This is a genomic window from Halomonas sp. DN3 (assembly GCF_024137905.1).
Lineage (GTDB): Bacteria > Pseudomonadota > Gammaproteobacteria > Pseudomonadales > Halomonadaceae > Halomonas > Halomonas litopenaei.
Window position 1 is genome coordinate 3,650,664 of record NZ_CP099965.1, and the last position, 26,866, is coordinate 3,677,529.

Consider the following 26,866-nt stretch of genomic DNA (forward strand, 5'->3'; position numbering starts at 1 on the left):
CAGCACACCTCAGCAACACAGCGGGACGCCAAAGCCGACCTCAGGTCTGGGAGGCGCGCCTCTCGCTGCAGGCAAAGGCCGCCAGGGTGCGTTCAAGCAGCTCAGGCAGCGCATCGATGACGCCTCTGGCATCCTCGATGCAGCCATCCAGGGCACAACGCTCCAGCGCTCGCGCCGCCTCGGCCAGAGCCATGGCGCCGACGCCGGCGGCCTCGCCCCTGAGCTGGTGGGCCAGTTGGGCCAGCGGCTCCTCCTCGCCTCGCCGGTAGGCACTCTGGATCTCTGGCAAGCGTTCGCGCGCCTGACGCCCGAACAGGTCCACCAGAGCATCCCGGCGCTCGCCCCCAAGCCCTTCGTCCAGGGCATCGAGCGTATCGGCATTGATCAGGGAAGAGGTGCCTCCCTGAGTCGTCGGGGTCTCGGACTCTCCCAGCAGGTGGCGCTTGAGTACCGACAGCAGCGTACCCATCAAGAGAGGCTTGGTAAGATAGTCGTTCATGCCGGCCGCCATGCAGTCCGACTCATCGTGACTGGCGCCGCCCGCGGTCATCGCCACCACGGGGACCTCACTACGCCAATCGGTGAAGCTGCGAAGGCGTCGGGTGACCTCTCGACCATCCAGATCAGGCATCTGGACATCCATCAATATCAGGTCAAAACGGCGCTGTGAGCAGAGAGCCAGCGCTTCCTTGCCGCAGGAAGCCAGGGTAGCCGAACAGCCGAGGCGTTCCAGCATCGCGATCGCCACTTCCTGGTTGACCAGATTGTCTTCCACCACCAGCAGATCCGCCTCGGCGAGCTGTTTGGGATGCGCGCGCGCCCTGGCCACCGTCAGCGGTTGACGGCGGGGTTCGTCACAGGGCACCAGCGGCAATCGGAACCAGAAGCGACTGCCCTTGCCTCGGCGGCTGTCGACCCCTATCTCGCCCCCCATGGCCACTACCAGGCGCTTGGAAATCGCAAGGCCCAGACCGGTGCCGCCATAGCGCCGGGCGACGGAGGCATCGCCCTGGCGGAAGGGCTCGAACAGCTGAGGCAGCAGGGACGCCTCGACGCCCTGACCGGTATCCACCACGTCGAACTGCACCCAGCCTTCGTCCACCGGCGCTACCGACAGCCTCACCATGCCGCGATCGGTAAACTTGATGGCGTTGGCCAGCAGGTTGAGCAGCACCTGTCGAAGCCGGCCCGGGTCCCCCTGGAGTCGTGCCGGCAGCGTCTCGTCCACGTGGCCAAGCAAGCGCAACCGCTTGTCGAGTGCGCGCGGACGAAACAGCTCCAGCGCATCTTCGATCAAGGCATCGAGTGCCACCGGCTGAACATCCAGCTCCATGCGTCCTGCCTCGATCTTGGAGAAGTCGAGGATGTCATCGATCATGCCCATCAGCTGGCGGGCGCTGTCATGAATGGTGTGCGAGTAGCGGCTGGCGGGCTCCGACAGTTCGAGATCACGCAGCAGTTCGCTCATGCCGATGACGCCGTTGAGCGGCGTGCGGATCTCGTGGCTCACCGTGGCCAGAAAGTCGGACTTGGCCTGACTGGCGGACTGAGCGCGCCGGGCACTGATTTCCAGTTCGCCGCTCAGCGTCTCCAGTGCCTTGCGCGAGGCCTCGTTATCACGGGCTTCCTTGAAAAGCACGGCAAGCATGACCCCTCCGGCCAGGCTCATACCGAGGATCATCACCAGCAGCAACAGGTACAGTCGCTGCAGACGAACACGCTCTGCGGTATTGATCTCGGCCAGATGGCCGTTGACGGCCATGATCAACCTTTCGGTCTCGGTGGATAGCGCGGCAAGATGCTGGTCAAGAACGGCCTCTGCCTCGCTATCGAGGGACGCCAGGGCACTGACCTCGGCATCCAGGTCCTGCATCAGGCTGATGATGATCGACAGTTGGCGACGCGCGGCCGGAGCCTCCTCGACCAGATCGTGAATGTCGCTGTGGCGAAACAGGTTCAGTCGACTGAACAACAGGTCGAACTCGAGCCTGAAGCCGGCCAGCTGTTCGGGTCCATGCTCCCCGAACAACAGGTGATTGCGCAGCAACACCACGTCTCGGTCCAGCTTGTAGGAATGCCAGGTGATATCCTCCACCACCTGGTGGGAAAGATTGTCATGGCGCCAGGCGACCAGACCGATCACCACCATGGCGGCGGCAAAGAAGGTCAGTGCCGCCACGGCACTGAATACCAGTCTCAGAGGATAGCGTCGCATACGGAACGGATGCGCCGAGCACCCTCCTCCTTGGGTCGGGAATCTGCTGGCAGAATGTTCGGGTCGACACCAGCCGATACACCGGGATCACTCACTATGGTATTGGGGCGCTGCACTCCCTGCCTTGCCTCCTGATGGCCTTCGACCGATCTCCCGGTGACATTGATCACGGGACCTCGATGGCATCTACCTGCCACACCGAGCGAAACTGGACCGACTCGTTAAGTAGTTCTGGATGATCATCGAAAGGGTACAACACGAACAGCGGGCCGAAGTTTCGCACCGACATCGCTTCGCCGTCCTGCTTCATGGCCAGGATGACGTCATAGCGATAGGCATCGGAGACCGGGATATCGGCCACGAAGCCGTTCAAGGCGTGCACGCGAATGCTGTCGGCGGTGACACCGGCGGATTCCAGCACGCTGCGGAGCAGCGGCCCCTCGAAACGGCTGGCCTGGCTATGCCACGGGGTATCGGTCACCAGCGCACGACTCTCAAGATCGTCGAGCATGGCACGATCCAGCAGAAGCTGTGCATCCACATTGGTGTTCTGGATATTGCCCGATACCTTGAGCAGCACAGGCCCCTCCGGAGCTGGCAGAGGCTGGGAATGGGCCTGGCCGATTCCCCCTGCTACCAACAGCCCCAGGAGGACACCCACCTGGCAAAGGAAAGCTGGCACCCGCATGACGTCTCCTGACTCTTTCTGCAGGAGTAGATTACGTGATCGAGCGCCAAAGGTCAGTCTGCGGGCCCCTCGAGCTTTGCTGGTTCAGGAAAACGCCCCCTGTCGGGGCGTCTTCGCGGACCAGGTTGCCGCCCTCAGGCGCCGGGGTCGTCCAGCCGTTCGCACACCACCAGGTCTTCGTAGGCGTGCCAGCTCGCGTGCCCCAGTACCGGCAGAATCAAGGCAAGCCCGATATAGAAGGTGGCCATCCCCACCAGTACGCAGCCGGTGAGAATCGCTGCCCACAGCAGCATCGGTCGGAAATTGCGTGCCACCGAACGAATACTGGCCTCGATGCCCTCCATGAACGTCAGGTCCTGATCCATCAGGGTTGGAATCGCGACCACGCTGATGGAAAAGGCGCCAAACGCCAGCACACAGCCAAAGGCCAGCCCCACCACCAGCATGCCGAGGCCTTCCGGCGTGGTCAGAAGTGACGCATAGACCGTGGACGGATCCGGCGACTGGAGACCGAAGAACAGGGCAAACAGCAAGGTGGCCAGGCGAATCCAGGCGAGAAAGAAGATCATCATCATCACGCCCATCATGGCCAGTTGCCCGGTGTGGCCGCGCCAGGCGCCAAAGGCATCCCCCAGGGTCGGGGAGCGGCCTTCTTCCAGCGCCCTGCTGATCCCGTAGGAGCCCACCGCCACCAGCGGCCCGATGAACATGAAGCCGGCCACCAGCGGCAACAGCCAATGCCACAGTCCCAGCGTCAGCGCCCCTGCCGTGACGGCGATGCTGAGCCCGACCCAGAACATGCCATAGGAAAGGCTGACCGCAGTGGCGGCCCTAAAATCCTCGAAACCCGAAGATAACCACACCCTGGGCCGCCCCATACCGACGTTCTTGATGGAGATCTTTACCCTGGCCCCGCTCGACTCCTTGTCGTGTCGTGATGCTGCTGCACTCATCATCTACTCCCCCTTGTACCCACGGATGACGGTTGCCACCGCCCACCTGTCACGGGAGTCAAGGGGCAAGATGCGAGGTTCCTTCACGCCATCGCCGGCGCCCATCGACTCTAATTTGACTGTAGTTGATGGGCCCTGGATTCGCCTTCAACCTACGCAAGCTTACGAAAACGCCCCCTCATGTGAGGGGGCGTCGATGGCGCTAGCGCTTGCCGTCTGGGTCAACGCACGATCATCACCGAACACTTGCTGTGATGGACGACGTGCTCGGCGTTGGGGCCGATCACGTAGTCGGCGAACTTGCGCTTGGTATGCGAGGCCATGACGATCAGGTCGGCATCGATCTTCTTGCCGACCTTGATGATGGCTTCCCAGGGGGAGCCATCGGCGATGATCGCCTGAGCCGTCAGGTCCTCCGGCACGTGCTCGACGATGAAGTCATGCTGCGCCTTCTGTACCGCTTCATGGGCCTTCTTGGCGAAGTCCTTGGGGAAGTAGGACCCCACCAGCGGCATGCGGTAGTCCGGCAACACCGTCACCAGGTGCAGGCTGGCACCAAAGTTGCGGCACAGCGAGAGCGCCACCGGCAGTGCCCTCTCCCACGACGATGGCTCATTGAGATCGACCGGTAACAGGATCTTCTGGTACATGACGGACCTCCTCAGGCCGTGGCTTCAGTGGTTTCAGGGGGCCGGCGACGGCGTTGTGCCAACACGATCAGGGCGAACAGCAGAAGCGCCGGAATCCACATCAGCTCTTTCGGCCAGCGATCCACCGGTGCCTGAATCTCGACGATCTCCTGATCGAAGTCGAAGCCGAGATCCGCAGCCTGACTGCCATAGGTCACCATGTCGACGATGGCGCGACCGTCCTCGACGATCAGTTCCAGACCGAGATTGAGCAGGCGATCCTCACCGGTCTCGCCGTCTGCCACCGGCAGCGTCATGTAGGTCGTCAGCGGATCGCCGAAGGCGTCCTCGCCCTTGACCTGCAGACGCAGGGTGCTGTCCTCGTCCACGTTGCCGTAGGCCTCGACGAACTCGGACGGCGGCACACTGCGATAAGGATCATGGATGATGTCCATCCAGAAGCCCGGGCGGAACAGGGTGAAGGCCACCAGCAGCAGCAGGATGCTCTCGTACCAGCGATTGCGGGTGATCATGTAGCCCTGGGTCGCCGCGGCGAAGATCAGCATGGCGATGGTCGCCACCACGAAGATCAATACGCCCTGCAAGGGCGCCACATCGATCAGCAGCAGGTCGGTGTTGAAGATGAACAGGAACGGCAACGCGGCGGTACGCAGGCTGTAGTAGAACGCCTGGAAGCCGGTGCGGATCGGATCCCCTCCAGAAACCGCCGCGGCGGCAAAGGAGGCAAGGCCCACCGGCGGCGTGACGTCGGCCATGATGCCAAAGTAGAACACGAACAGGTGCACCGCGATCAGCGGTACCAGCAGACCATTCTGCTCACCCAGTTGCACGATCACCGGAGCCAGCAGCGCCGACACCACGATGTAGTTGGCGGTGGTCGGCAGCCCCATGCCCAGGATCAGGCTGAGAATGGCGGTGAAGAACAGAATCAGCATCAGGTTGCCCATGGACAGGATCTCGACCACGTCCGCGAGCACCAGGCCGACACCGGTCTGGGAGACCGCACCCACGATGATGCCGGCGGTGGCGGTGGCGATACCGATACCGATCATGTTGCGCGCGCCGGTCACCAGCCCCGTCCACAGGTCCAGACAGCCTTCGCGCAGATCCTTGCCAAGATCACCCCGCCCACGGAAGGCGTGCATGATCGGGCGCTGGGTCAGCATGATGAAGATCATGAACACCGTCGCCCAGAAGGCGGACAGTCCCGGTGACAGGCGCTCCACCATCAGACACCAGATCAGCACGATCACCGGCAGGATGTACTGCAGGCCTACCAGCACCGTGGGTCGGGTCTGGGGCAGCTTGTAGATAGGCTCGTTGGGATCATCGAGCTCGAGCTCGGGATAGTTTGCACCCAGCTTCAACAGCGCCACGTAGACCACCGAGAGCGCCACGGCCACCACCCAGGGAGTCGCATCACCCAGTACCGGCTTGAGCCAGCCCAGGCCATAGTAGACACCCAGCGCCACCACCATCATCAGCAGCAGACCACCGAGGAAACCGATCACCTTGCGTACCAGCGGCTTGGGCGGGTTGGAGCTTTCCAGCCCCTCCATGTTGGCCTTGAGCGCCTCGAGGTGAACGATGTAGATCAACGCGATATAGGAAATCAGCGCCGGCAGGAAAGCATGCTTGATCACCTCCACGTAGGAAATGCCGACGTACTCCACCATCAGGAAGGCGGCGGCGCCCATCACCGGCGGCATGATCTGGCCATTGACCGAGGAGGACACCTCCACCGCACCGGCCTTCTCCGAGGAGAAGCCGACACGCTTCATCATCGGAATGGTGAAGGTACCGGTAGTCACGGTATTGGCGATGGACGAGCCGGAGATCAGGCCGGTCATGCCGGAGGCCACCACGGCGGCCTTGGCGGGCCCGCCCTTGTAGTGGCCCAGCAGCGAGAAGGCGACCTTGATGAAGTAGTTGCCGGCACCTGCCTTGTCGAGCAGCGCGCCGAACAGCACAAACAGGAAGACGAAACTGGTCGAAACGCCCAGGGCGATACCAAACACACCCTGGGTGGTCAGCCACTGGTGATTGACCAGGCCGTAAAGGCTGACGCCACGGTGAGCGAGGATACCCGGCATCCAGGGCCCCGCCAGCGAATAGAAGATGAAGATCGAGGCGATGATCATCAGCGGCGGCCCGAGCGCCCGCCGTGTTGCCTCGAGCAGCAGGATCAGGCCGGTCACACCGACGATGACGTCCTGCAGGATGGGTGCGCCAGGACGGTCAGCCAGCTGTTCGTAGAACACGAACATGTAAGCCCCGGCGGAAGCGGCCAGAATCGCCAGCACCCAATCCTGAAGAGGAATGCGGTCCCGCGGCGAGCGCTTGGTCGCGGGGTAGGCCATGAAGGCCAGAAACAATGCAAAGGCCAGGTGAATAGAGCGCGCTTCGGTGGCGTTGAAGACGCCGACGCCGGCCATGAACGGCAACGGCGAAGCAATCCATAGCTGGAACAGCGACCATGCCGCCGCAACGCCTACCAGCAGCTTGCCGGGCGCACCCAAGGGGTTGCGCGAACCGGAGTCGCTGGAGGCGACCATGTCCTCGAGATCCACTTCGGACTGCGTGGATCTCTTGTTGTCCTCAGTCATAAGCGTGCCCTGCCTGGAAGAGGAATCGTCATGATGGAGGGCTTCGCCTCCATCCCCGAATGCCCGCTTTCGCGGGCCAGTCGTGCTGGCGCTGTCTGGTCTCTACCGAACGTCCGGTGTCGATCCATCGACGGGCCACAACGCACTGCGCGGCCGCCCAACGGCCGACCGCGCAGAGATTAGCTGGCTATTCCCCCGAGAGGGGAAGAACCCTTACTCGATCCAGCCCTGCTCGCGATAGTAACGAGCGGCACCTTCATGCAGCGGTGCGGACAGACCGTTGGATACCATGTCCTGCGGATCCAGGTTTTCGAAGGCCGGGTGCAGACGCTTGAAGCGATCGAAGTTGTCGAACACCGCCTTGACGGTCTGGTAGACCAGCTCGTCGTCGGCCTCGGCGCTGGTCACGAAGGTCGCGGCGACACCGAAGGTCTCGACGTCATCCGGGTTGCCCTTGTACAGACCGCCAGGAATGGTGGACATGGAGTAGTACGGATACTCCTCGACCAGGCCCTTGATGGCGTCGTCGTTGAGCGGCACCAGCTTGGCGTCGACGGTGGTGGTGGCTTCCTGGATGGAACCATTGGGGTGGCCGACGACGTAGGCCATGGCGTCGATGTTGTTGTCCGACAGGGCAGATGCCATCTCGGCTGCGTCGAGCTGCGAGGCCAGCGAGAAGGTGTCTTCGGTCCAGCCCTTGGCGTCCATCACCACTTCCATGGTGTTGCGCTGGCCGGAACCCGGGTTACCGATGTTGACGCGCTTGCCGGCCAGGTCATCGAGGCTCTCGATGTCGGCATCGGCACGGGCCAGGATGGTCAGCGGCTCGCCATGCACCTTGAACACGGCGCGCAGGTCTTCGTAGGCTTCGCCCTCGAAGTTGCCGGTACCGTTGTAGGCCTGATACTGCACATCAGACTGGGCGACACCCATGGTCAGCTCGCCACTGCGAATACCATTGACGTTGGCCACGGAGCCACCGGTGGACGGCGCGTTACAGCGGATGCCGGTCTCTTCGCTGTTGCGATTCACAAAGCGGCAGACAGACTGGCCAACGACGTAATACACGCCGGTCTGACCCCCGGTGCCGATGGTGATGAACTGTTCTTCGTCCTGGGCCATGGCCGGGGACGTGAACATGGCGGCTCCGAGAATGGCGCTGGATAGGGCAGCGGCGGAGAAAGCATGGCGCTTCATGGTCACACCTCTTTTGGTATTGTCGACGTTGACGGCATGGACTCGTGCCTTGCCCCTCCTGGGCCGGCAAAAAATCCACCAGTCATTCCTTTAGCAATAAATTCACCTGGCAAGACCAGGCCAGATCATTGTAAAACGAGAGTTTAGCTACCGCTAACGTTTAGTGGGCGTTAATTTTTTCTGCAAGATCCCCCACGACGAGACGAGGCATCGTCTCCCCCCTATTTCGCCGGCCTGCGACGATGGCCTGTGACGACCGCCTGCAACGATGGCCAGGTACACCACAGGGTCCCGGGGCGCTCGACCACTGACGCTCGCAGATCGGGGATCGAGCGCCGACGGTCTATCGTGAGCATAGCCCTTGGCACCGCTGGCGCAATCGACTGCCACCCATGTCGTCCGGCCACTGATTCGGGTTACCCTGCCTCTTTCGCAACAAGCGAGGAATCCATGCGCCTGCTGGCTTGCCAGACCACTATCGCGGCGACCCGTAATCGGCTCGACCAGCGTGCCCATCTCGACGCCCTGGCCGAGCGCCTGCGCACTGCAGCGGCACAGCAGCGACCAGACTTGATCGTGCTGCCGGAGCTGTCGTCCCAGGAGTACGGTGAGCAGGCCTTCGAGGCAATGGATGAACTCGATGACGACCTGCAAGGGCCTGTGACAGCACATTATTGCGCGCTGGCCCAGGAGCTCTCGTGCCCGATCGCCTTCGGCGTGGCGCGCAGATCACGCCTGGCCGACGGCTCCATCCAGCGCCATATCAGCCAGGTGGTCGTCGACGCCGAGGGGCGACTGGCGGGAGCCTACGACAAGCTGCACTGCGCCCAGTTCGGCGCCAGCGCCGAGGCGGCCCACTTCAGCCCGGGCGAGCGCCTGGTGACGCTGGATATCGCCGGCTGGCGCGTCGGTTTCATGATCTGCTACGACCTCAGGTTCAGTGAGCTGGCCGCCCGCTACCGCCAGTTGGGGGTCGACCTCATGGTCCACCCGGTAGCCTTCACCCGGGACTTTTCCTTCACCAGCTGGCACAGCTTCGTCATCACCCGAGCGATGGAAAACCAGTGCTACTGGCTAAGCCTCAATCGGGCGGGAAGCGACTGGGGGCACTCGTTGCTGTGCCCGCCACTGGTCACCTCCGAGGCGTCGCCAGAGGTACTGGGCGAGGAGCAGGCGTTCGTCAGCTGGCAGCTTGAGCGCGACACCCTGGAGCGCGCCAGAAAGCGGCTTCAGCTGGCAGGCGACCGCCGTCAGGACATCGACCGGCTGCCCACAGGGCCGCTACCGTCACCGACGGATACCACCGCAAGCCAATGACAGGAGTCTCCATGGACTATCCCTTGATCGAATGCATTACCGGTGACATCGCCCGCCAGGCCGACGTCGAGGCGGTGGTCAACGCAGCCAATGCCCAGCTGGAAAGCGGTGGCGGTGTGGCCGGAGCCCTGCACCGCGCCGCTGGCCCGGAGCTGGCCCAGGCCGGACGGCCGCTGGCACCGATTCGCCCCGGCCAGGCGGTCATCACCGAAGGCTTTGCCCTTCCCAACGCCTGGGTGATCCACTGCCTCGGCCCGGTCTACGGCGTCGACGAACCGAGCGCCGAACTGCTCGCCGGCTGCTACCGCGAGGCGCTGGGCCTGGCCCAGCAGCACGGCATCCGTCGAGTGGCGTTCCCGGCTCTGTCCACCGGTGTCTTCGGCTACCCGCTGAACGAGGCGGCGGAAATCGCCGTATCCACGGTGCTGACCACCCTGCCCGCCTGCCCCGATATCGAGCTGGTGCGCTTCGTGCTGTTCGACGAGGCCAGCCGGGACGTCCATCAGCGCTGGCTCGAGACGCTGACCGACAACGATTGAAAGTTTTGAGAGGGTCGCGAAAGGGTCGTTAAAACACACAAGGCGCGAGCCATGCTCGCGCCTTGTGTCCTATCACTGCCCAGGATACCGCCCCAGGCGGCCTAGACGTTGTAACCCAGCACCCGAGGCAGCCACAGGGCGATCTCCGGGAAGATCACCACCAGTGCCAGCGCCGAGGCCATCGCCGCCACGAATATCATGGCCCAGCCCAGGGTCTGTTCCAGCCGGACCTTGGCGACCTCGGTGGTCACCATCAGGTTGACCGCCACCGGCGGGGTAAACTGGCCGATGGCGATGTTCATGGCCAGCAGGATGCCGAACCACACCGGATTCCAGCCGAAGTGCTGCATCACCGGGATCAGGATCGGCATCATGATCAGGTAGATCGAGATGGCATCCAGCAGCATGCCCGCGGCCAGCACCGCCAGCATGATCAACAGCAGCAGCAAGGTGCCATTGTCGGACAGCCCGATGACCCACTCGGCCAGATGACGGAAGGTACCGAGCATGGTCCCGGACCAGGCGAAGATGCCCGCCAGGGCGATGATCAGCATGACCACCCCGGACACCACCGCCGCCTCGCCCATCAGCCCCCACAGATCCTTGAGCGACAGCTCACGGGTCAGCACCAGGCCGACCAGGATGCCGTAGGCCACGGCCACCACCGCCGCCTCGGTGGGCGTGAACAGGCCACTGCGCAGACCGCCGAGGATGATCACCGGCGCAAACAGCGCCGGCAGCGCCTCGCGGAAGCTCTTGCCGATGGGCGGACGTTCCATCTCGGCAGGGTCTTCCCAACCGTAGCGCCGGGACAGCCACAACGCCGGAATCAGCAGCGAAGCACCGGCCAGCACCCCAGGAAAGAGCCCGGCGGCGAACAGCGCCCGCAGATCCACCCCCGGCACCACGATGGAGTACAGGATCAAGGCCACCGAAGGCGGAATCAGGATGGCGGTAGACGCCGAGGAAGCGATCAGGGTCGCCGAGAAGGGCCGCGGATAGCCCGCCCGGGTCATGCTCGGCAGCATCACCATGGCCACCGCGGCGGCGTCGGCGGGGCCGGAGCCGCTCATGCCCCCCATGATCATGCACACCACCACCGCCACCACTGCGAGACCACCATGGCGGGGGCCGATCAGCGCCTGGGCGAAGCGCACCAGGCGTGCCGCGACCCCGGCCCGCTCGAAGATCAGCCCGGTCAGGATAAACAATGGAATGGCGATCAGCGGATACTTGGCCACGCTGTTGTAGGTATTGGTGCCCAGGGTCGCCAGCATCGCCGGCGACAGCCCGGTGACGATGCCCACGGCGCCGGACAGACCCAGCGAAAAGGCCACCGGCACCCCGGCGATCAGCAGCACCAGAAAGGCGATCAGCATCCATACATCAGGCGTCATCGCGAGCACCTCCGCGCAGCCGCTCCAGGCTCGCCTGGCACTGGCGGAGGAACATCAGCCCCGACAATAGCGGCAGCCAGATCAGGTACCACCACTGGGGCAGCCCAAGTCCGGGCGACAACGACTGCCACTGGTACTCCTGCCAGGTCATGAGCGCACCGAACCAGGTGATCAGGCCCAGCACCAGCAGCCCGCACAAGCCCTGGAAGATCACCAGCAGGCGATAGCCAAGCGGCGGCAGCGCCCGCTCCAGCAGGCCGATACGGATATGGCGATGGCTACGCAGAGCCACCGAGGCGCCGGCGAAGGTCAACATGACCAGCAGAAAGACAGAAAACTCTTCGGTGAACGCAAAGGAACCACCGGTGATGTAGCGCACCACCACATTGACCAGGCTGATCGCACCGATGATCAGGATCGCCAGGGTGGCCAGGGTGCGCTCGATTCGTGCATCAGGACGTTTCATCGAGAAAGGGCGTCGGTAGGGAGTCAATCAACGCCGACCCTCGATCATGAGGGTCGGCACAAGGTTTACCGCCGCGTCAGAGCGATTGCTCAGCGCGCGTCGATGGCGCTTCGGGCGGCCTCGACCAGATCCTCGCCGATGCGCGGTACCCACTTCTCGTAAACCCCTTCGGTCGCCGCGACGAATGCCTCGTGCTGCTCCTCGTTCAAGTCGGTGACGGTCACACCACGCTCCTGAATGGCCGCCAGACGCTCGCTCTCCTGCTCGCGGGTCATGGCGATCTCCCAGGCGCCGGCTTCGACCGCGGTCTCACGCAGCAACGCCTTCTCGTCATCGGACAGGGTGCTCCAGACCTGCTGGTTGGCGGCGAAGATCAGCGGATCGTTCATGTAGTTCCACAGCGTCACGTGCTCCTGGCCGACCTGGTCGATACGCGCCACGTCGAACACCGACAGCGGGTTCTCCTGGCCATCCACCGCGCCGGTGGTCAGCGCCGGCTTGGCGTCGGCCCAGCTCATCTGGGTCGGGTTGGCGCCCAGTGCGCTGAAGGTGTCCTGGAACAGCGGCGACCCCACCACCCGGATCTTCAGGCCTTCCAGGTCCGCCGGCTCGTCGATCACGCCCTGGGAATTGGACAGCTGGCGGAAGCCGTTCTCGCCCCAGGCCAGCGGCACCACACCCCGCGACTCGATCGCCTGGAACACCAGCTCGCCGGCCTCACCTTCGGTGATCGCGTCCACCGCGCTCTCGTCCGGCATCAGGAAGGGCAAGGAGAACAGATTGAGTTCCGGCACCTGGGGCGACCAGTTGATGGTCGAGCCCACCGCCAGGTCGATCAGCCCCGAGCGCATCGCCGAGAACTCCCGGGTCTGGTCACCGCTGACCAGCTGGGAATTGGGAAAGACCCTGAGCGTCAGCTCGCCGTCGGAACGCTCCTCGACCAGGTCAGCCCACTTCTGAGCGGCCTGGCCCCAGGGGAAGGCATCGGAAAGCACCGTGGAGACCTTGAGTTCCCGCGCTTCGACGTCCGCCGAGGCGGCCAGCGAGCCAAGGGCGATGGCCGCACCGACCAGGGTGAGAGAGAAACGAGACGGCGCGCGCGAGCCGAACAGAGATGTCATGACGTGTCCTTGCATTGATGCCCCCTTGGCCAGGCCAGCGCTGACCGCTACCTGACACAAGCGCTGCATCAGAAGCCGGATCGAGCCTGGCGACGGCTGGGGGTCGAGTGTGGTGATTTAAGGGAGAAACGTTTTGATCTTGTCGACTTTTCAATATGCCTGCAAACGGTAATCCGCGACAAGTGCCGCGCGATGCGCGAAAGGCCTGTCGGCCTTCAGACTCACACGCTCAGATGTCCTCGCCTCGTCGTCCATGCAAGGGCTGGTCAACGGAATCCTGCGGGTCGTGTGAACATCAGGCGTCTGCGCAGGATATGGCCGAATCTGGCGTGGCCAACAAGGCAGTCGAAAGAAGCCCCCCCTCGGACCGGCTTTAGGGCTCTGCTATGCTGCTGGCTTTTCCCATCAAGGACGACCGGTGCCCCTTCGCGACCTTCTCCTCAGCCTTCTGGTCATCGTCATCTGGGCGTTGAATATCATCGTCATCAAGCTTGGCGTGTCAGACATGCCGCCCTTGCTCCTGACCACCCTGCGCCTGGCGCTGGTGGCCGCGCTGCTGGTGCCCTTTCATCCGGTGGCGCGCCACCAGCTGCCCTTCCTGGCACTGCTGTCGGTGACCTTCGGGGTGATGAACTTTGCCTTGCTTATCATCGGGCTCGGCCAGGCAGAAGCCGGCACGGGGGCGCTGCTGATACAGATGGGCACGCCCTTCGCCACCCTGCTGGCGGTGATCTTTCTCAAGGAGCGGCTCGGCGCAAAACGCCTGGTGGGTCTCTTGCTGTCGTTCGGCGGCATTGGCGTGCTGGCCGGGGGCCCCTCCCTTCCGGCGCCGCTGCCCACCACCCTGCTGTTGGCCAGCGCCCTGGGCTGGGCGGTGTCCCAACTATTGATCAAACGTGGCCCCAAGGTCTCGCCGATGGCGATGGCCGGCTGGATCGCGCTGTTCGCCACCCCCCAGCTGGCACTGGCCTCCTGGTGGTTCGAGGACAACCACTGGCAAGCCATGCTCGACGCCGGCCTTGCGGGATGGGGGGCGGTACTCTACACCGCCCTGATGTCCTCGATCCTGGCCTACGGCATCTGGTTTGGCCTGATCCGGCGTCACGACGTCAACCGGGTGGTACCGCTGACGCTGCTGGTACCGGTGCTGGCGGTGATTCTCGGCATCGTGCTGCTGGGTGACAGCGTCGACGCCTACAAGCTGGGCGGTGGTGGCATGGTGGTCGCCGGGGTGGCGCTGATCGTCATCCGCTTCGGGCCTCGTCGCGCTCCCGCCACCCCGCCGGTACCCAACGCCCCCCGCAAGGACCCCTAGCTGCTGCAGCCCCCGCTGCTGCCCGGCCAGCTGACGCAATCACCGGGACCGACGCCCAGCGCCTCGAATGTCCCGGCCTTGACCTCCAGGGCCGCGTGATAGCGCGACGCCGGGCGGGTGGTCGGACACTCCTGGGCCTCACCTTGGCAGGGCTCCATGCGACGAATCTCCTGGATGCGTCCGTCGGCGCCGATAAAGGCGATATCCAGCGCCAGCAGGGTCTGGTACATCCAGAAGCCGTTATGCACCCCCTGGGGACTGGCGTAGAGAAACAGCATGCCGGCATCATCGGCCAGTCGCTCGCGCCCCATCAGCCCACGGTTGCGCTCCGCCGCCTCGTCGGCCACCTCGACCGTCAGACGACTCGGCCCCTGGGATCCGTGGACCACCAGGGTCACCTCTTCCCTGTCGGCGGCGGCAAAGGCCGACGTCACCAGAAAGGGAGTAGAAAACGCCACCGGCGCGAGCGCCAGGGAGCTGAGGAATCGACGGCGAGTCAGGGTCATGGAGGCCTCTCAGTCAGGATGGTCATCGGCAGACAAGGCAGGCAGCTTATCCGCTTGCATCAGGTGGATGCCAGCGGCCAGCAACGAGACATTGACCCAGGCACCCTGCGCAAGCCCATTGCGCCTGGCGGCGTGGGTCGAGATATCAAAGCGCAGGGGCTGGCTTTCGTGGGGCACCCTCAGGGTCACGGAACTCTGTCCGCCCAGCACCAGCAGCTCATCCACCCGCGCGGTGACCAGGTTTTCCCGCACCCCGCGGGAGGGCCGGTCGCGGCGCTGCAGCACGATATCGGATTCCGGCAGGTACCAGGTCACCCTGGCTCCCTCGCCGAGCCCCTCGAGGCCTGCGGCCACCTCAAGACACCACTCGCCCCAGCCAAGGCGCAGTCCCTGGGCGGTATCGACCACTCGCCCGCTGAAGATGTTCGGCCGGTCCAGCAGGCGCGCAACCTCGGGACTGTCGGGGCGCCGGAACAGTTCGCTCGGGGTGCCCTGCTGCAGGGTCCGGCCGCCATGCAGCACACACAGGCGATCGGCCAGGGCGCTGGCCTCGTTGAGGTCGTGGGTGACCAGCACGATGGGGATATTGAGGCGCTCGCGCAACTGCACCAGCTCACGCTGAAGCCGCCGGCGCGTCACCTGGTCCACCGCCGAGAAGGGTTCGTCGAGCAGCAGTACCTGTGGCTCCCTGGCCAGCGCCCTGGCCAGGGCCACCCGCTGACGCTGGCCGCCGGACAGCTCTCGCGGCAGGCGCCGCTCCAGCCCTTCGAGGTTGACTCGCTCTAGCCAGAGCGCGGCTCGCAGGCGACGTTCACGCCGCGGCAGGTGGCCCAGGGCGGTGGCGATATTGTCGGCGGCGTCTAGATGAGGGAACAGCGCATAGTCCTGAAACACCAGCCCCACCCTGCGCCGCTGCGGCGACCACACCACCCCCTGCTCGGCGTCAAACCACCGCTCGCCGCCACAGCGCACCGTCCCCGAGGCAGGAGCATAGAGCCCCGCGATGGCGCGCAGCAGGGTCGACTTGCCGCTGCCCGAAGGACCGACCAGCGCCAGCAACTCTCCGGGACGGCAGGCGAACCGTGCCTCGAGCGGAATCGGCCCGAGCTGGGCCAGGTCGACGTCGAGTCCCGAATGGACATCCTGGTGATGGTGCATGCTCAACGCCCCCGCCAGCGGCGGCGCGCCGCCAGCCCGTAGACCACCGCAATGGTCACGAAGGAGACCACCAGCAGCAGCGCCGACATCACCCCGGCGGCCCCCTCGTCGAAGGCCTGGACGTGGTCGTAGATGGAAATCGCCAGGGTGCGGGTCTCGCCATCGATGGCCCCTCCCACCATCAGGATGACGCCGAACTCCCCCAGGGTGTGGGCAAAGGTCAACGCCAGCGCCGAGATGACGCCAGGCATCACCAGCGGCAATTCGATGGTCATAAAAGTGCGCCAGGTCGATAGCCCACTGCACCAGGCGGCCTCACGCAGGTGGTCCGGCAAGGCCTCGAAGGCACGCTGGATCGGCTGTACCGCGAAGGGGATGTTGACCACCAGCGAGGCCAGCAGGATGCCGCTGAAGGAGAAATTCAGGCTGGTGCCGGTCAGCGCCTGCCAGGCGCCGCCCAGCGGGGCGTCGGCACTGAAGGCGAGCATCAGGTAGAAGCCCATGACGGTGGGCGGCATCACCAGCGGCAGTGCCACCAGGGATTCCGCCAGCGGCCGCCAGCGTGACCGGCTGTGGGCCAGGCGCCGCCCAAGCCAGATACCCGGTGCCAGCAACAAGAGACTGGTCAGCAAGGCCAGCTTGAGCGAGACGACCAGCGCCAGAGCGTCCATAAAGCGGCTACTCGCCGGTCACGGGCGCAGTAAAGCCATAATCCCGCAGGATCTCCTGCGCCTCGGGCGTCTGCAAGAAGTCAAAGAAGGCCTCGGCGCCGGCGCCCGCCCCTTCGAGCAGCACCATGCGCTGTACCAGGGGTCGATGCCAGTCTGCGGGGATCAACCGCCAGCCAGCGCGCTCGGCCAGGCGTGGCGCCTTGACCAGGGAATAGGCGACCAGGCCACCGGAGGCCTCGGCGGACAGCGCGAACTGGGCGGCCTGGGCGACGTTTTCACCCAACAGTTGCAGGGGTTCACTTGCCTGCCACAGCCCTTGGCGCTCGAGCACCTCGCGGGCGGCCATGCCATAAGGGGCGTGGCGCGGGTTGGCCAGAGCGATACGCCGCGCAGGGCCTCCCTGCTCAAGCCCTGCGACCGCCTCGCGCACCGCCTCAAGCGGTGCGTCCTGCGGCGGCAGCGGTCGGTCGTCACGCTGCAGCCAGACCAGCCGGCCCTGGGCATAGTCGACGCCCTCGCCCTGGGTCAGCCCGGCCTGCTCGAGGTCCCGGGCGCGGCGCTCGTCCGCCGACAGAAACAACGCGAAGGGCGCCCCCTGTTCGATCTGGCGCTGAAGATTGCCCGAGGCGCCGAAGGTGACGCTGAGGTCGATGTCGCCATCCTTGCCGGTGTCGCTGTCGCTCGTCTTGAAGCGCTCGATCAAGGAGGGCATCGCGAACTGCAGCGAAGACGCCGCCGCGACGTGAACCCGGTCGGCCACGGCGGACATCGGTGCAAGTCCGAGAGACAGGCCAAGGAGAAGGATCGACAAGGGAAAACGCATGATCAACACGGCTCGCGGCGGCAATCAGGAAGAAAGGAGTCTCGCCTCAACCCTCGCCGCCCAGGATCGACTTGAGGTCGATACGGCTGTCCCGTGGTCCCAGGTCGAGAAGGCCCATCAGGCTGTCGAGGTGATGCTCGATGTCGTTGCGACTGGCTGTGGCGTCGCCACTGCGCAGGTGCTCGAGCAGACGGTGGTGATCGCCCTCGAGATAGCAGCTACCGAGCCCCTGGCGCTTGTACAGCGCGATGACGATCGAGGTGCGCAGGATCAGGTCAGTGAGCATGGTGCCCAGCACCCGGTTGGGAGAATGCTCCGCCAGCAGGTGGTGGATCGCCAGGGAATGTTCGATGCGCGAAGGCTCATCATTGGCGAGAAAGGCCTGACGCTCACGGTCGGCACGATCCTCGATCTGCAGCAGTACCGTCGATGGCAGCGTGCCAGCGGTCAGTGCCGCCAGCTCACCTTCCACCAGACGCCGGGCGGCAAAGGTCTGGCGGGTCTCGTCGACGTCCGGTGAGCGCACCCGCGCCACCTGATTGGGACGCTGGTCGACCACGTATTCGGAGGCCAGACGGGTCAGCGCCTTGCGCACCACCGAACGACTCACGCCGAACACCTCGCCCAGCGTCACCTCGGGCAGTCGGGTGCCCGGTGGCAGCCGCTGGGCCAACACGGCTCGGCGAACCTGGCGTACGATATCCCCATCGCTGATGCGTCCCCCGGCCTTGATCTCGGCCAGCACCTCTTGCTGCCAGGCGTTGCTCATTGCTGCCTACCCATCATCTTGGAAAGCTTGACCTTCTCACGTTTTCTGCCATTGCACCACATTCGGCGCATCATATGTATACACCAGTGGTGGCACCCCACAACGACCGCGCCCGATCCATTGGATCGGGCGCGGAACCTGTGCATCGGGCTGAGTGAAGGTTCAGCCAGCGACGTGACCGTCGTTGACGTCCAGGATCTTCAGGGTATTGGTGCCGCCGTGGGCGTTCATGTGGTCGCCGCGGGTCAGGATGACGTGGTCCCCCGGCACGGCCACGCCGTGGTTGACCAGACGCTCCAGGGCGCGGTCGTTGAGCTCGGAGGCGGACATTTCGCTGGTGTCGAAGGGCAGCGAGATGACCCCGCGATACAGCGCCATGCGACGCTGGGCGATGGGGTTGTGGGCCAGCCCTACGATCGGCAGGCCCGAGCGGATGCGCGAGGCGATCAGCGGGGTGTAACCGGTAGAGGTCATGCAGGCGATGGCGGCCACTCCCTCCAGGTGGTTGGCGGCGTACATCGCCGACAGCGCGATGGTCTCGTCGATGCGCTCGAAGCCTTCGTGGATGCGGTGCCCGGACTCCTGGGCGATGCGCTCGCGCTCGGCGCCCAGACAGACGCGATCCATCGCTTCGATGGTTTCCACCGGGTAGTCGCCGGCGGCGGTCTCGGCCGACAGCATCACCGCGTCGGTGGCGTCCAGCACCGCGTTGGCCACGTCGAACACCTCGGCCCGGGTGGGCAGCGGCGACTCGATCATCGACTCCATCATCTGGGTCGCGGTGATCACCGCGCGGTTGTGGCTGCGGGCATGCTTGATGATGCGCTTCTGGGTACCGATCAGCTTCTCGTCACCGATCTCGACGCCCAGGTCACCACGCGCCACCATCACCGCCTCACTGGCCTCGATGATGCCATCCAGGGTCTCATCGGAAGCCACCGCCTCGGCGCGCTCGAGCTTAGCGACCAGGCCGATCTCGGCGCCGGCCTCGCCCAGCAGGCGACGCGCCTCCAGCATGTCCTCGGCGGTACGCGGAAAGGACACGGCCAGATAGTCGACGCCGATATCGATGGCGGTCTTGAGGTCTTCCTTGTCCTTGTCGGTCAGTGCCGGCGCCGACAGGCCACCGCCCTGCTTGTTGATGCCCTTGTTGTTGGACAGCTTGCCGCCGACCACCACACGGGTATGGATCTGGCTGCCGTCGACGCGGTCCACGTCCAGCACCACGCGGCCGTCGTCCAGCAACAGACGGTCGCCACCGGCCACGTCGTCGGCCAGTTCCTTGTAGTCGCAGCCGACCCGAGTGGCGTCGCCGGCCTGGGAATCCATCGACACATCGATGACGAAGTCAGCGCCTTCTTCCAGATTGACCGCCCCCTCGGCGAAGCGGGCGATGCGGATCTTGGGTCCCTGAAGATCCCCCAGCGCGGCCACACTGCGACCGAGTCGATCGGCGATGGTCCGGACCTCGTTCAGGCGGCGGCGATGGTCGTCGGCGCTGCCATGGGAAAAATTGAGGCGAACCACGTCGACGCCGGCACGCAGCATCTCCTCCAGGACCCCTTCACGATCACTGGCGGGCCCGAGGGTGGCAACGATCTTGGTACGACGTACGGGGGTATGCGGGAGTTGGCTCATGCTGTCCTCGACTGGTTCGAAAATGACGCAAGCAGGATAGGTGGAAGCCGCGTCGATGGCATCCAGATCCGAATCCTGTAATTTTACTACAAAATGATCGCTGTAGCGACCACCACTAAAGGCCAAGATGCTGGTGCCACCACCTCTACAATGCGCCAAGGTTAGGCGCAACCTGATGATAGACAAGGATCATCACGGAATTCGAGCACGCCAATTCCAGCGCAGGAAAATTTGATCGCGGCCTGTAATTAAACTACAAAACTTTCGTGATAGCGGGGCTCGCCAGCTGTGATACCTGTTCAAGGCTGCCTTGCTCAAGAGGCTATCGCAATCCCTCTTTCCGTCGATACGAGAGAGATGCCCAGGACGAAAGGCAGCGAGGGCTCTGGTCAGCATCGCCTGGCATCAAGCGTCGCCTGACAGCAAAAAGAGCTCACCGATGGGAAAAAATGGGGGGGGCCCATCGGCGAGCAAGGATCGCCTGCGCGATCCCGACGAGTGACGACCTCACACCCGCCGTTCAGGGAGCAGTCATCTCCCTGCCCGGCCCCCGGACCTTGCCGGCCCGAGGGCTCGAACCCGTCTACTGACCGATTTCGTGATCGGCCAGGGCCTCGAGGGCACGCACAATACCGGCGTGATCCCAGTCGCTGCCACCCAGGGCGGCACAGGATTGGAACAGTTGCTGAGCGTTGGCGGTACCCGGCAGCGCCAGATTGAGCCCTCGCGCTCCTTCCAGTGCCAGATTGAGATCCTTCTGATGCAGGCGAATACGAAAGCCAGGATCGAAGGTCCGCTGGATCATCCGCTCACCGTGCACGTCGAGGATCTTCGACTGGGCCAGACCACCCAGCAGCGACTCACGCACCTTGGCCACGTCGGCACCGGCCTTGGAGGCGAACAGCAATCCCTCGGATACCGCCTCGATGGTCAACGCCACCACGATCTGGTTGGCCACCTTGCAGGTCTGCCCGGCCCCGTGACCGCCGATATGCGTGATGGTCTTGCCCATCACCTCCAACAGCGGCAAGGCACGCTTGAAGCCTTCCTCGGTGGCGCCCACCATGATCGTCAGGGCGGCATTGATGGCGCCCCCCTCGCCGCCGGATACCGGCGCGTCGACATACTCGCCCCCGGCCTCGTGAATACGACGGGCAAATTCCTGGGTCGCCAGGGGGGCGATCGAGCTCATGTCGATCACCAGGGTGCCGGGCTTGAGCCCTTCGATCACGCCGTCTTCGCCGAACAGCACGTCTTCGACATCCGGGGTGTCGGGGACCATGGTGATGATCACCTCGCTGGCCTCGGCCACGGCCCTGGGGCTTGCGACCTCACTGAGCCCCTTTTCCGCCAGGGTCGCGTCGAGCTTGCCGCGCTTGACGCTGACCAGCTCATGCCCGGCATCCAGCAGATGTCCCGCCATGGGACGCCCCATGATGCCCAGTCCGATAAAACCGATCTTGCTCATTGTGATTCTCCTTGCCTGATCTTTCAGGGGGTTACGAATATCGGGATCACGCCCTGGCCTGGTCGAACCAGCCCAGGCCTTCCTGGGTGGTCGTGGCCGGCTTGTACTCGCAGCCGATCCAGCCCTGATAGCCGATCCGGTCGAGGTGGGCGAAAAGGAAGGGATAGTGGATCTCGCCACTGCCCGGCTCGTGACGTCCGGGGTTGTCCGCCAGCTGCACGTGGGCGATGCGTGCGAGATGACGCTCCATCGTCGGCGCCAGATCCCCTTCCATGATCTGCATGTGATAGATGTCGTACTGCAGCTTCAGATTGTCGCTGCCCACCTCATCGAACAGCGCCAGCGCCTGTTCGGTGCGATGGAGAAAGAAGCCCGGGATATCACGGGTATTGATCGGCTCGGCCAACAGCACGATACCGGCGTCGGCCAGGCGTTCGGCGGCGTAGCGCAGGTTGTCGACCAGCGTACGGTGAGCCTCGTCCTGACTGACGCCCTGGGGCACGATGCCGGCCAGACAGTTGACCTGACCGCAGCCCAGGACGGTGGCGTACTCAATCGCAGTGTCGACGCCGGCACGAAACTCTTCGACGCGATCCGGGTGGCAGGCGATACCGCGCTCTCCGTCGGCCCAGTCGCCGGCCGGCAGGTTGTGCAGCACCTGGGTCAGGCCATGGGCGTCGAGCCGCGCCTTGATCTCCTCGGCGGGATGGTCATAGGGAAAGAGGTACTCGACACCCTGGAAGCCGGCCTTGGCGGCGGCCTCGAAGCGATCGAGAAAGTCCACTTCGGTGAACAGCATGCTCAGGTTGGCGGCAAACTTGGCCATGAAAATCTCCTGTTGCGCGTAAGACACTTCGTCGATCGACGACCGCCAGACCACGGCGGCCGTCGCTCTCAGTTCGAGCTGAATCAGGTCAAGGCAGCGATGGAACTCGGTGCATCCTCGAGGTTCTCGGCCAGCGCCTCGAACTCGTTGATACCGGTCAGGTCGGTGCCCATGGCGATATTGGTGACCCGCTCGAGGATGACTTCGACCACCACCGGCACGCGGTGCTGACGGGCCGTCTCGCGGGCCTGCTCCAGCGCCGGCGCAATGTCATCGGGCCGACTGACCCTGAGCGCCTTGCAGCCCAGTCCCTCGACCACCGACACATGGTCGACGCCGTAGCCGTCGATCTCCTCGCAGTTGATGTTCTCGAAGGCGAGCTGCACGCAGTAGTCCATGTCGAAGCCGCGCTGGGCCTGGCGAATCAGGCCGAGATAGGCGTTGTTCACCAGAACGTGGACGTAGGGCAGCTTGAACTGGGCGCCCACCGCCAGCTCCTCGATCATGAACTGGAAGTCATAGTCCCCCGACAGCGCCACCACCTCGGCCTCGGGATCCGCCCGGCAGACACCGAGGGCGGCAGGAATGGTCCAGCCCAGGGGGCCAGCCTGACCGCAGTTGATCCAGTGGCGCGGTCGATAGACGTGCAGGAACTGGGCCCCGGCGATCTGTGAAAGGCCAATGGTGCTGATGTAGCGGGCGTTGCGACCGAAGACCTTGTTCATCTCCTCGTAGACCCGCTGGGGCTTCACCGGCACATCGTCGAAGTGGGTCTTGCGCAGCATGGTGCGCTTGCGCTCCTGGCAGGACGCCACCCAGCCACTGCGATCCTTGAGCCGTCCGTGTTCACGCCACTCGCGGGCCACCTCGACCATCGTCTCGAGCGCCGCCTTGGCGTCGGAAACGATGCCGTAGTCGGGGCCGAAGATGCGCCCGATCTGGGTCGGCTCGATATCGATATGCACGAAGGTGCGGCCTTCGGTGTAGGTCTCGAGATTGCCGGTGTGACGGTTGGCCCAGCGGTTGCCGATCCCCATCACGAAGTCCGACTCGAGCAGGGTCGCGTTGCCATAACGATGGGAGGTCTGCAGCCCCACCATGCCCGCCATCAGCGGGTGATCGTCCGGCACCGCGCCCCAGCCCATCAGGGTCGGAATCACCGGCACTCCGAGCAGCTCGGCCAGGGTCTGAAGCTCGCCGGCGGCGTCGGCGTTGATGATGCCTCCTCCCGCCACCAGCAAGGGGCGCTCGGCCTCGTTGAGCATACCCAGGGCCTTTTCGCACTGGGCACGGCTGGCCCGCGGCTTGTAGGCCGCCAGGGGCTCATAGGCGTCCGGATCGAACTCGATCTCGGTCAACTGGACGTCGATGGGCAGATCGATCAGCACCGGCCCCGGACGCGAGGAACGCATGATCTGGAAGGCCTGCTGGAAGGCGTGCGGCACCTGGGCCGCCTCCCGCACGGTGATCGCCCACTTGGTCACGGGCCCGGCGATGGCCTGGATATCCACCGCCTGGAAGTCTTCCTTGTGCAGCTTGCTGACCGGGGCCTGACCGGTGATGCAGAGGATCGGTATGGAGTCGGCGCTGGCGGAGTAGAGCCCGGTAATCATGTCGGTTCCGGCGGGGCCCGATGTGCCGATGCAGACCCCGATATTGCCGGCCTTCGTGCGGGTATAGCCTTCAGCCATGTGGGAGGCGCCCTCGACATGGCGCGCCAGCACATGGTCGATCCCGCCGACGCGTCGCATCGACGAATAGAAGGGGTTGATCGCGGCCCCGGGCACGCCGAAGGCCACCTCGATACCTTCCTTGATGAGTACGTGAACAGCGGCGTCGGCAGCAGTCATGCGAGTCATGATGCATCTCCTGAATCGTCTATTATTGTATACATTTTTGCAGCGCAACATCATACGAAACTGTTTTTTTGGAATCTCTTTCCATTATTTCTAGCAGCCAGGCAAGCGCCCCGCAAACATTTTTGGAAATTTTTTCCATTAGTCCATTGGCGTCAGCCAACTTGCGTCGACAAGTCCCTGATACAACGAGTGATCGGTGAGATGTGCCGTAACGGGCATCGCCCATCCGGGCGAATCGCGCGACAACAGGCGGTCGCGCGGACAAGGAAAGATTCGAAAGCACGGCGCCGTGCTTTCGAACCAGAGAAAACGTCAAGACAAGAGTGAGCGGAACAGGAACAACCCGCACAGCGAAGGGCTATACTCGATAAACTGTGCGGTCTAAAGCACGACAGGCCGCCGGATTGGCGGGCACCCGCCCTATTCGCCTCTGATGACCAGACGGGAAGGCTACCTTGACCTGCGGTTCACGGTGCGCCAGCCAATGACGCTCTTGCTCTTGCCCCTGCCCCGCTCTCCTGCGCGCAAGCGTCACCGGGCGCTCGAGATCGACTGCCACGGTGATCGACACGATGGCCAACTTTCGCGATATCGATGAGCGCTTGTCCAGCCTGTCGGCGCATCGCACCCTGCTGGCCATTCGCAACGCCTATCTGTCGATCCTGCCCTACGTCATCGTGATGGCAGCGGTGACCGTGGCCGCCAATCTGTTTCACTTCGCTGGCATCGACACCGGCATCGCCGTCTATGTCAGCCACCTGGCGCGCTATCTCGGAGAGCTGTTTCCCGAAGTGATCCTGCTGTCGTTGAGCTGGTCACTGAACAGCCACAACCGTATCCGAGCGCCGGCCGTCATGCTGGTGTCGCTGCCGGTGTTCTGGATCCTGTGTGGCTGGGACCAGCTCTACGCCGAAGTCGGCCAGCAGACCCGCAGCCTGGGGTCGACCATCGCCATCTACCCCGCGATCCTTCTGACCCACACCACCTTCAAGCTGTTCGCCCGGGAGAACACCCGGAGCCATCCCCAGCGCGTGGTCATGAGCCAGATGATCACCTTCAACCTGCGCTACGTGCTGCCTGGCGTCATGGCAGTCATGCTGGCCATTGTGCTGCGCTTTGCCTTCGTCGCCCTCGCCGATCGCTACGCCCAGGACATCTATGCGCTGCTGGTCGACCGTATTCCCTATCACCTGGAGGTCATCCTGTTTGTGATGTTTCTGCAGGTGCTGTCGCTGTTCGCCATCCACGGCTACGCCACCATGCTGGGGGTGTTCGAATACCTGCAGAACAAAAGTGACGTGCTGGGGCTGCCCTCGCCTGAGTTCTTCACCCTCTACGCCACCCCGGGTGGGGCGGGCTCGGTGTTGTGCCTGATGCTGGTGATGCTGGTGGTGAGTTCACGCCGGGAGTACAAGTCGCTGGCGCGCATCTCCGCCCCGCTGACCTTGTTCAACATCAGCGAGACCCTGGTCTTTGGCATACCGCTGGTGTTCAACCTGCGCATGGCCTGGGCCTTTATCTCGGTGCCGACGATCAATGCCAGCCTGGCCTACGCCGCCATGTCCATGGGCTGGGTGGCGCCGCCACCCAACAGCGTCCACTGGGCGGTGCCTTATCTGATCTCGAGCTACCTGGCCTTCGATGGCGTCTACCTGCCATCGATGCTGCTGCAACTGACCTGTATCGGCTGCGGGGTGCTGATATACAGCGTGGCGTGGCGCCGCTATGTCCACCGCGAGCGCTCCAGCAAGGATGAATACCCGGTCTTTCCCTCGCGCAATGCAAGCGACTCGGCGTTTGGCGATGACGCCCTGGATATCGTGCTGATGGAAGAGAACGTCAGCCGCTGGAGTCGTATCAAGCAGGCAGACCGAACCCTGAAATGGCTGAACGAAGGCCAGCTCGAACTGGTTTTCCAGCCCATCGTCGACGTCAGGACTCACCGCATCAAGCACATCGAGGCCCTGCTGCGCTATCGCGATGCCCAGGGCCTGCTGCATCCCCCGCAGTTTCTGGACGTGCTGCGCCACCACGCCGGCGTCATGGAAGGCATCGAATGCTGGGTGATAAGGACTGCCGCTCACCATGTGCGGCAGTGGAATGAGGCGGGGTTTTCCAAGCGTCTGTTCATCAACGTGACGCCACTGTTCTTTTCCAGCGGCAACGTCCGGCGATGCTTCTTCAATGCGCTCAACGATTGCCCGGTCAACTCGCTGGGCATCGAGATCACCGAACAGGCCCTGCTCGAGGACCTTCCCCGGACGCTTTCCGATATCAAGCTGTTTCAATCCATGGACGTCCAGTTCGCACTGGATGACTTCGGCAGCGGTTACTCCTCCTTCAACTACCTGAGCCAGCTTGGCGTGGACTTCATCAAGCTGGACAAGACGCTGATCGACGATATCCACCTGCCCCGCCAGGCCAGTGTCGTCGAATCGGTGTACCAGTTGTGCCGGCACTTGAGCCTGCAGGTCATCTGTGAGGGCGTGGACAAGGACGCCAAGGAGGCTCGCCTCGAGCGAATCGGCGTCACCCTGATGCAGGGCTTCCTGCTCTACCGCCCGATGGAGGCCCCCGCGCTGGAAACCCTGCTGCGTCAGGAGCAGCACGCAGCAGGTTCCGAGTAAAGGGCGTGAGGGGGCGGGGTCGGGGGCCTCGATCGAGCTCGCTTTCCGGGTCGAGGC

Annotated in this window: 22 protein-coding genes; 4 read left to right on the top strand and 18 right to left on the bottom strand. The window is 64.1% G+C overall.

The window, feature by feature from the left end; genetic code table 11:
* Positions 1 to 40: 40 nt before the first annotated feature.
* The 6 genes from NKF27_RS15710 to NKF27_RS15735 form a co-directional block, all read right to left on the bottom strand.
* The gene (locus NKF27_RS15710; RefSeq protein WP_253553087.1) at positions 41 to 2,215 is read right to left on the bottom strand and encodes an ATP-binding protein; all 2,175 of its coding nucleotides are present in this window, start codon (positions 2,213 to 2,215) and stop codon (positions 41 to 43) included.
* 166 nt (positions 2,216 to 2,381) lie between these two features.
* Positions 2,382 to 2,795, bottom strand: coding sequence for a molybdopterin-dependent oxidoreductase (locus NKF27_RS15715; protein ID WP_231498610.1), 414 nt, complete (start codon positions 2,793 to 2,795; stop codon positions 2,382 to 2,384).
* 242 nt (positions 2,796 to 3,037) lie between these two features.
* Entirely contained in the window at positions 3,038 to 3,856 is an 819-nt protein-coding gene (locus tag NKF27_RS15720) for a DUF2189 domain-containing protein (RefSeq protein WP_045994083.1), read from the bottom strand.
* Positions 3,857 to 4,077: 221 nt separating this feature from the next.
* The gene (locus NKF27_RS15725; RefSeq protein WP_045994084.1) at positions 4,078 to 4,506 is read right to left on the bottom strand and encodes a universal stress protein; all 429 of its coding nucleotides are present in this window, start codon (positions 4,504 to 4,506) and stop codon (positions 4,078 to 4,080) included.
* 11 nt (positions 4,507 to 4,517) lie between these two features.
* Complete coding sequence (locus tag NKF27_RS15730) at positions 4,518 to 7,112, bottom strand: TRAP transporter permease (RefSeq protein ID WP_045994085.1); 2,595 nt, start codon at positions 7,110 to 7,112, stop codon at positions 4,518 to 4,520.
* 213 nt (positions 7,113 to 7,325) lie between these two features.
* Positions 7,326 to 8,309, bottom strand: coding sequence for a TAXI family TRAP transporter solute-binding subunit (locus NKF27_RS15735; RefSeq protein WP_045994086.1), 984 nt, complete (start codon positions 8,307 to 8,309; stop codon positions 7,326 to 7,328).
* Positions 8,310 to 8,759: 450 nt separating this feature from the next.
* Here NKF27_RS15735 and NKF27_RS15740 point away from each other — a divergent pair, with 450 nt between their 5' ends.
* Both NKF27_RS15740 and NKF27_RS15745 read left to right on the top strand, forming a co-directional pair.
* Complete coding sequence (locus NKF27_RS15740; protein ID WP_253553095.1) at positions 8,760 to 9,626, top strand: carbon-nitrogen hydrolase family protein; 867 nt, start codon at positions 8,760 to 8,762, stop codon at positions 9,624 to 9,626.
* Between the two features lie 11 nt (positions 9,627 to 9,637).
* On the top strand, positions 9,638 to 10,165 hold the full coding sequence (locus NKF27_RS15745) for a macro domain-containing protein (RefSeq protein WP_253553102.1): 528 nt from the start codon (positions 9,638 to 9,640) through the stop codon (positions 10,163 to 10,165).
* Between the two features lie 101 nt (positions 10,166 to 10,266).
* Here the strand turns inward: NKF27_RS15745 and NKF27_RS15750 are convergent, their stop codons facing one another.
* The 3 genes from NKF27_RS15750 to NKF27_RS15760 form a co-directional block, all read right to left on the bottom strand.
* On the bottom strand, positions 10,267 to 11,562 hold the full coding sequence (locus NKF27_RS15750) for a TRAP transporter large permease (protein ID WP_253553104.1): 1,296 nt from the start codon (positions 11,560 to 11,562) through the stop codon (positions 10,267 to 10,269).
* On the bottom strand, positions 11,552 to 12,028 hold the full coding sequence (locus NKF27_RS15755) for a TRAP transporter small permease (RefSeq protein ID WP_253553106.1): 477 nt from the start codon (positions 12,026 to 12,028) through the stop codon (positions 11,552 to 11,554). The genes NKF27_RS15750 and NKF27_RS15755 overlap by 11 nt, the downstream gene beginning before the upstream one ends.
* An 89-nt stretch (positions 12,029 to 12,117) precedes the next feature.
* A complete protein-coding gene (locus tag NKF27_RS15760) occupies positions 12,118 to 13,140 on the bottom strand; it encodes a DctP family TRAP transporter solute-binding subunit (protein ID WP_253556492.1) in 1,023 nt (340 codons plus the stop codon).
* Between the two features lie 427 nt (positions 13,141 to 13,567).
* On the opposite strand from NKF27_RS15760, the gene NKF27_RS15765 reads away from it, so the two are divergent.
* Entirely contained in the window at positions 13,568 to 14,464 is an 897-nt protein-coding gene (locus NKF27_RS15765; protein ID WP_253553108.1) for a DMT family transporter, read from the top strand.
* On the opposite strand, the gene NKF27_RS15770 is transcribed toward NKF27_RS15765, so the two are convergent.
* The 9 genes from NKF27_RS15770 to gcl form a co-directional block, all read right to left on the bottom strand.
* Entirely contained in the window at positions 14,461 to 14,970 is a 510-nt protein-coding gene (locus NKF27_RS15770) for a DUF192 domain-containing protein (protein ID WP_253553109.1), read from the bottom strand. The two genes, NKF27_RS15765 and NKF27_RS15770, sit on opposite strands and share 4 nt — an antisense overlap.
* A gap of 9 nt (positions 14,971 to 14,979) precedes the next feature.
* Positions 14,980 to 16,128 carry an ABC transporter ATP-binding protein gene (locus NKF27_RS15775; RefSeq protein ID WP_253553111.1) on the bottom strand — a complete coding sequence of 383 codons (1,149 nt, stop codon included), beginning with the start codon at positions 16,126 to 16,128 and terminating at the stop codon, positions 14,980 to 14,982.
* A gap of 2 nt (positions 16,129 to 16,130) precedes the next feature.
* Positions 16,131 to 16,799 (bottom strand): molybdate ABC transporter permease subunit, encoded by a 669-nt coding sequence (gene modB / locus NKF27_RS15780; protein WP_045994094.1) that lies wholly within the window; start codon positions 16,797 to 16,799, stop codon positions 16,131 to 16,133.
* A 7-nt stretch (positions 16,800 to 16,806) separates the two neighbouring features.
* Positions 16,807 to 17,622: a molybdate ABC transporter substrate-binding protein gene (gene modA / locus NKF27_RS15785; protein WP_253553117.1), complete on the bottom strand. Its 816-nt coding sequence runs from the start codon at positions 17,620 to 17,622 to the stop codon at positions 16,807 to 16,809.
* A 46-nt stretch (positions 17,623 to 17,668) separates the two neighbouring features.
* The gene (locus NKF27_RS15790; protein ID WP_222515971.1) at positions 17,669 to 18,391 is read right to left on the bottom strand and encodes a GntR family transcriptional regulator; all 723 of its coding nucleotides are present in this window, start codon (positions 18,389 to 18,391) and stop codon (positions 17,669 to 17,671) included.
* 162 nt (positions 18,392 to 18,553) lie between these two features.
* Positions 18,554 to 20,029 carry a pyruvate kinase gene (gene pyk, locus NKF27_RS15795; RefSeq protein WP_045994096.1) on the bottom strand — a complete coding sequence of 492 codons (1,476 nt, stop codon included), beginning with the start codon at positions 20,027 to 20,029 and terminating at the stop codon, positions 18,554 to 18,556.
* A 583-nt stretch (positions 20,030 to 20,612) separates the two neighbouring features.
* Positions 20,613 to 21,497 carry a 2-hydroxy-3-oxopropionate reductase gene (locus NKF27_RS15800; protein WP_045994097.1) on the bottom strand — a complete coding sequence of 295 codons (885 nt, stop codon included), beginning with the start codon at positions 21,495 to 21,497 and terminating at the stop codon, positions 20,613 to 20,615.
* Between the two features lie 46 nt (positions 21,498 to 21,543).
* On the bottom strand, positions 21,544 to 22,323 hold the full coding sequence (gene hyi / locus NKF27_RS15805; protein WP_253553119.1) for a hydroxypyruvate isomerase: 780 nt from the start codon (positions 22,321 to 22,323) through the stop codon (positions 21,544 to 21,546).
* 83 nt (positions 22,324 to 22,406) lie between these two features.
* The gene (gcl, locus tag NKF27_RS15810; RefSeq protein WP_253553121.1) at positions 22,407 to 24,182 is read right to left on the bottom strand and encodes a glyoxylate carboligase; all 1,776 of its coding nucleotides are present in this window, start codon (positions 24,180 to 24,182) and stop codon (positions 22,407 to 22,409) included.
* A gap of 572 nt (positions 24,183 to 24,754) precedes the next feature.
* On the opposite strand from gcl, the gene NKF27_RS15815 reads away from it, so the two are divergent.
* A complete protein-coding gene (locus tag NKF27_RS15815) occupies positions 24,755 to 26,809 on the top strand; it encodes an EAL domain-containing protein (RefSeq protein WP_253553122.1) in 2,055 nt (684 codons plus the stop codon).
* Positions 26,810 to 26,866 lie beyond the last annotated feature (57 nt).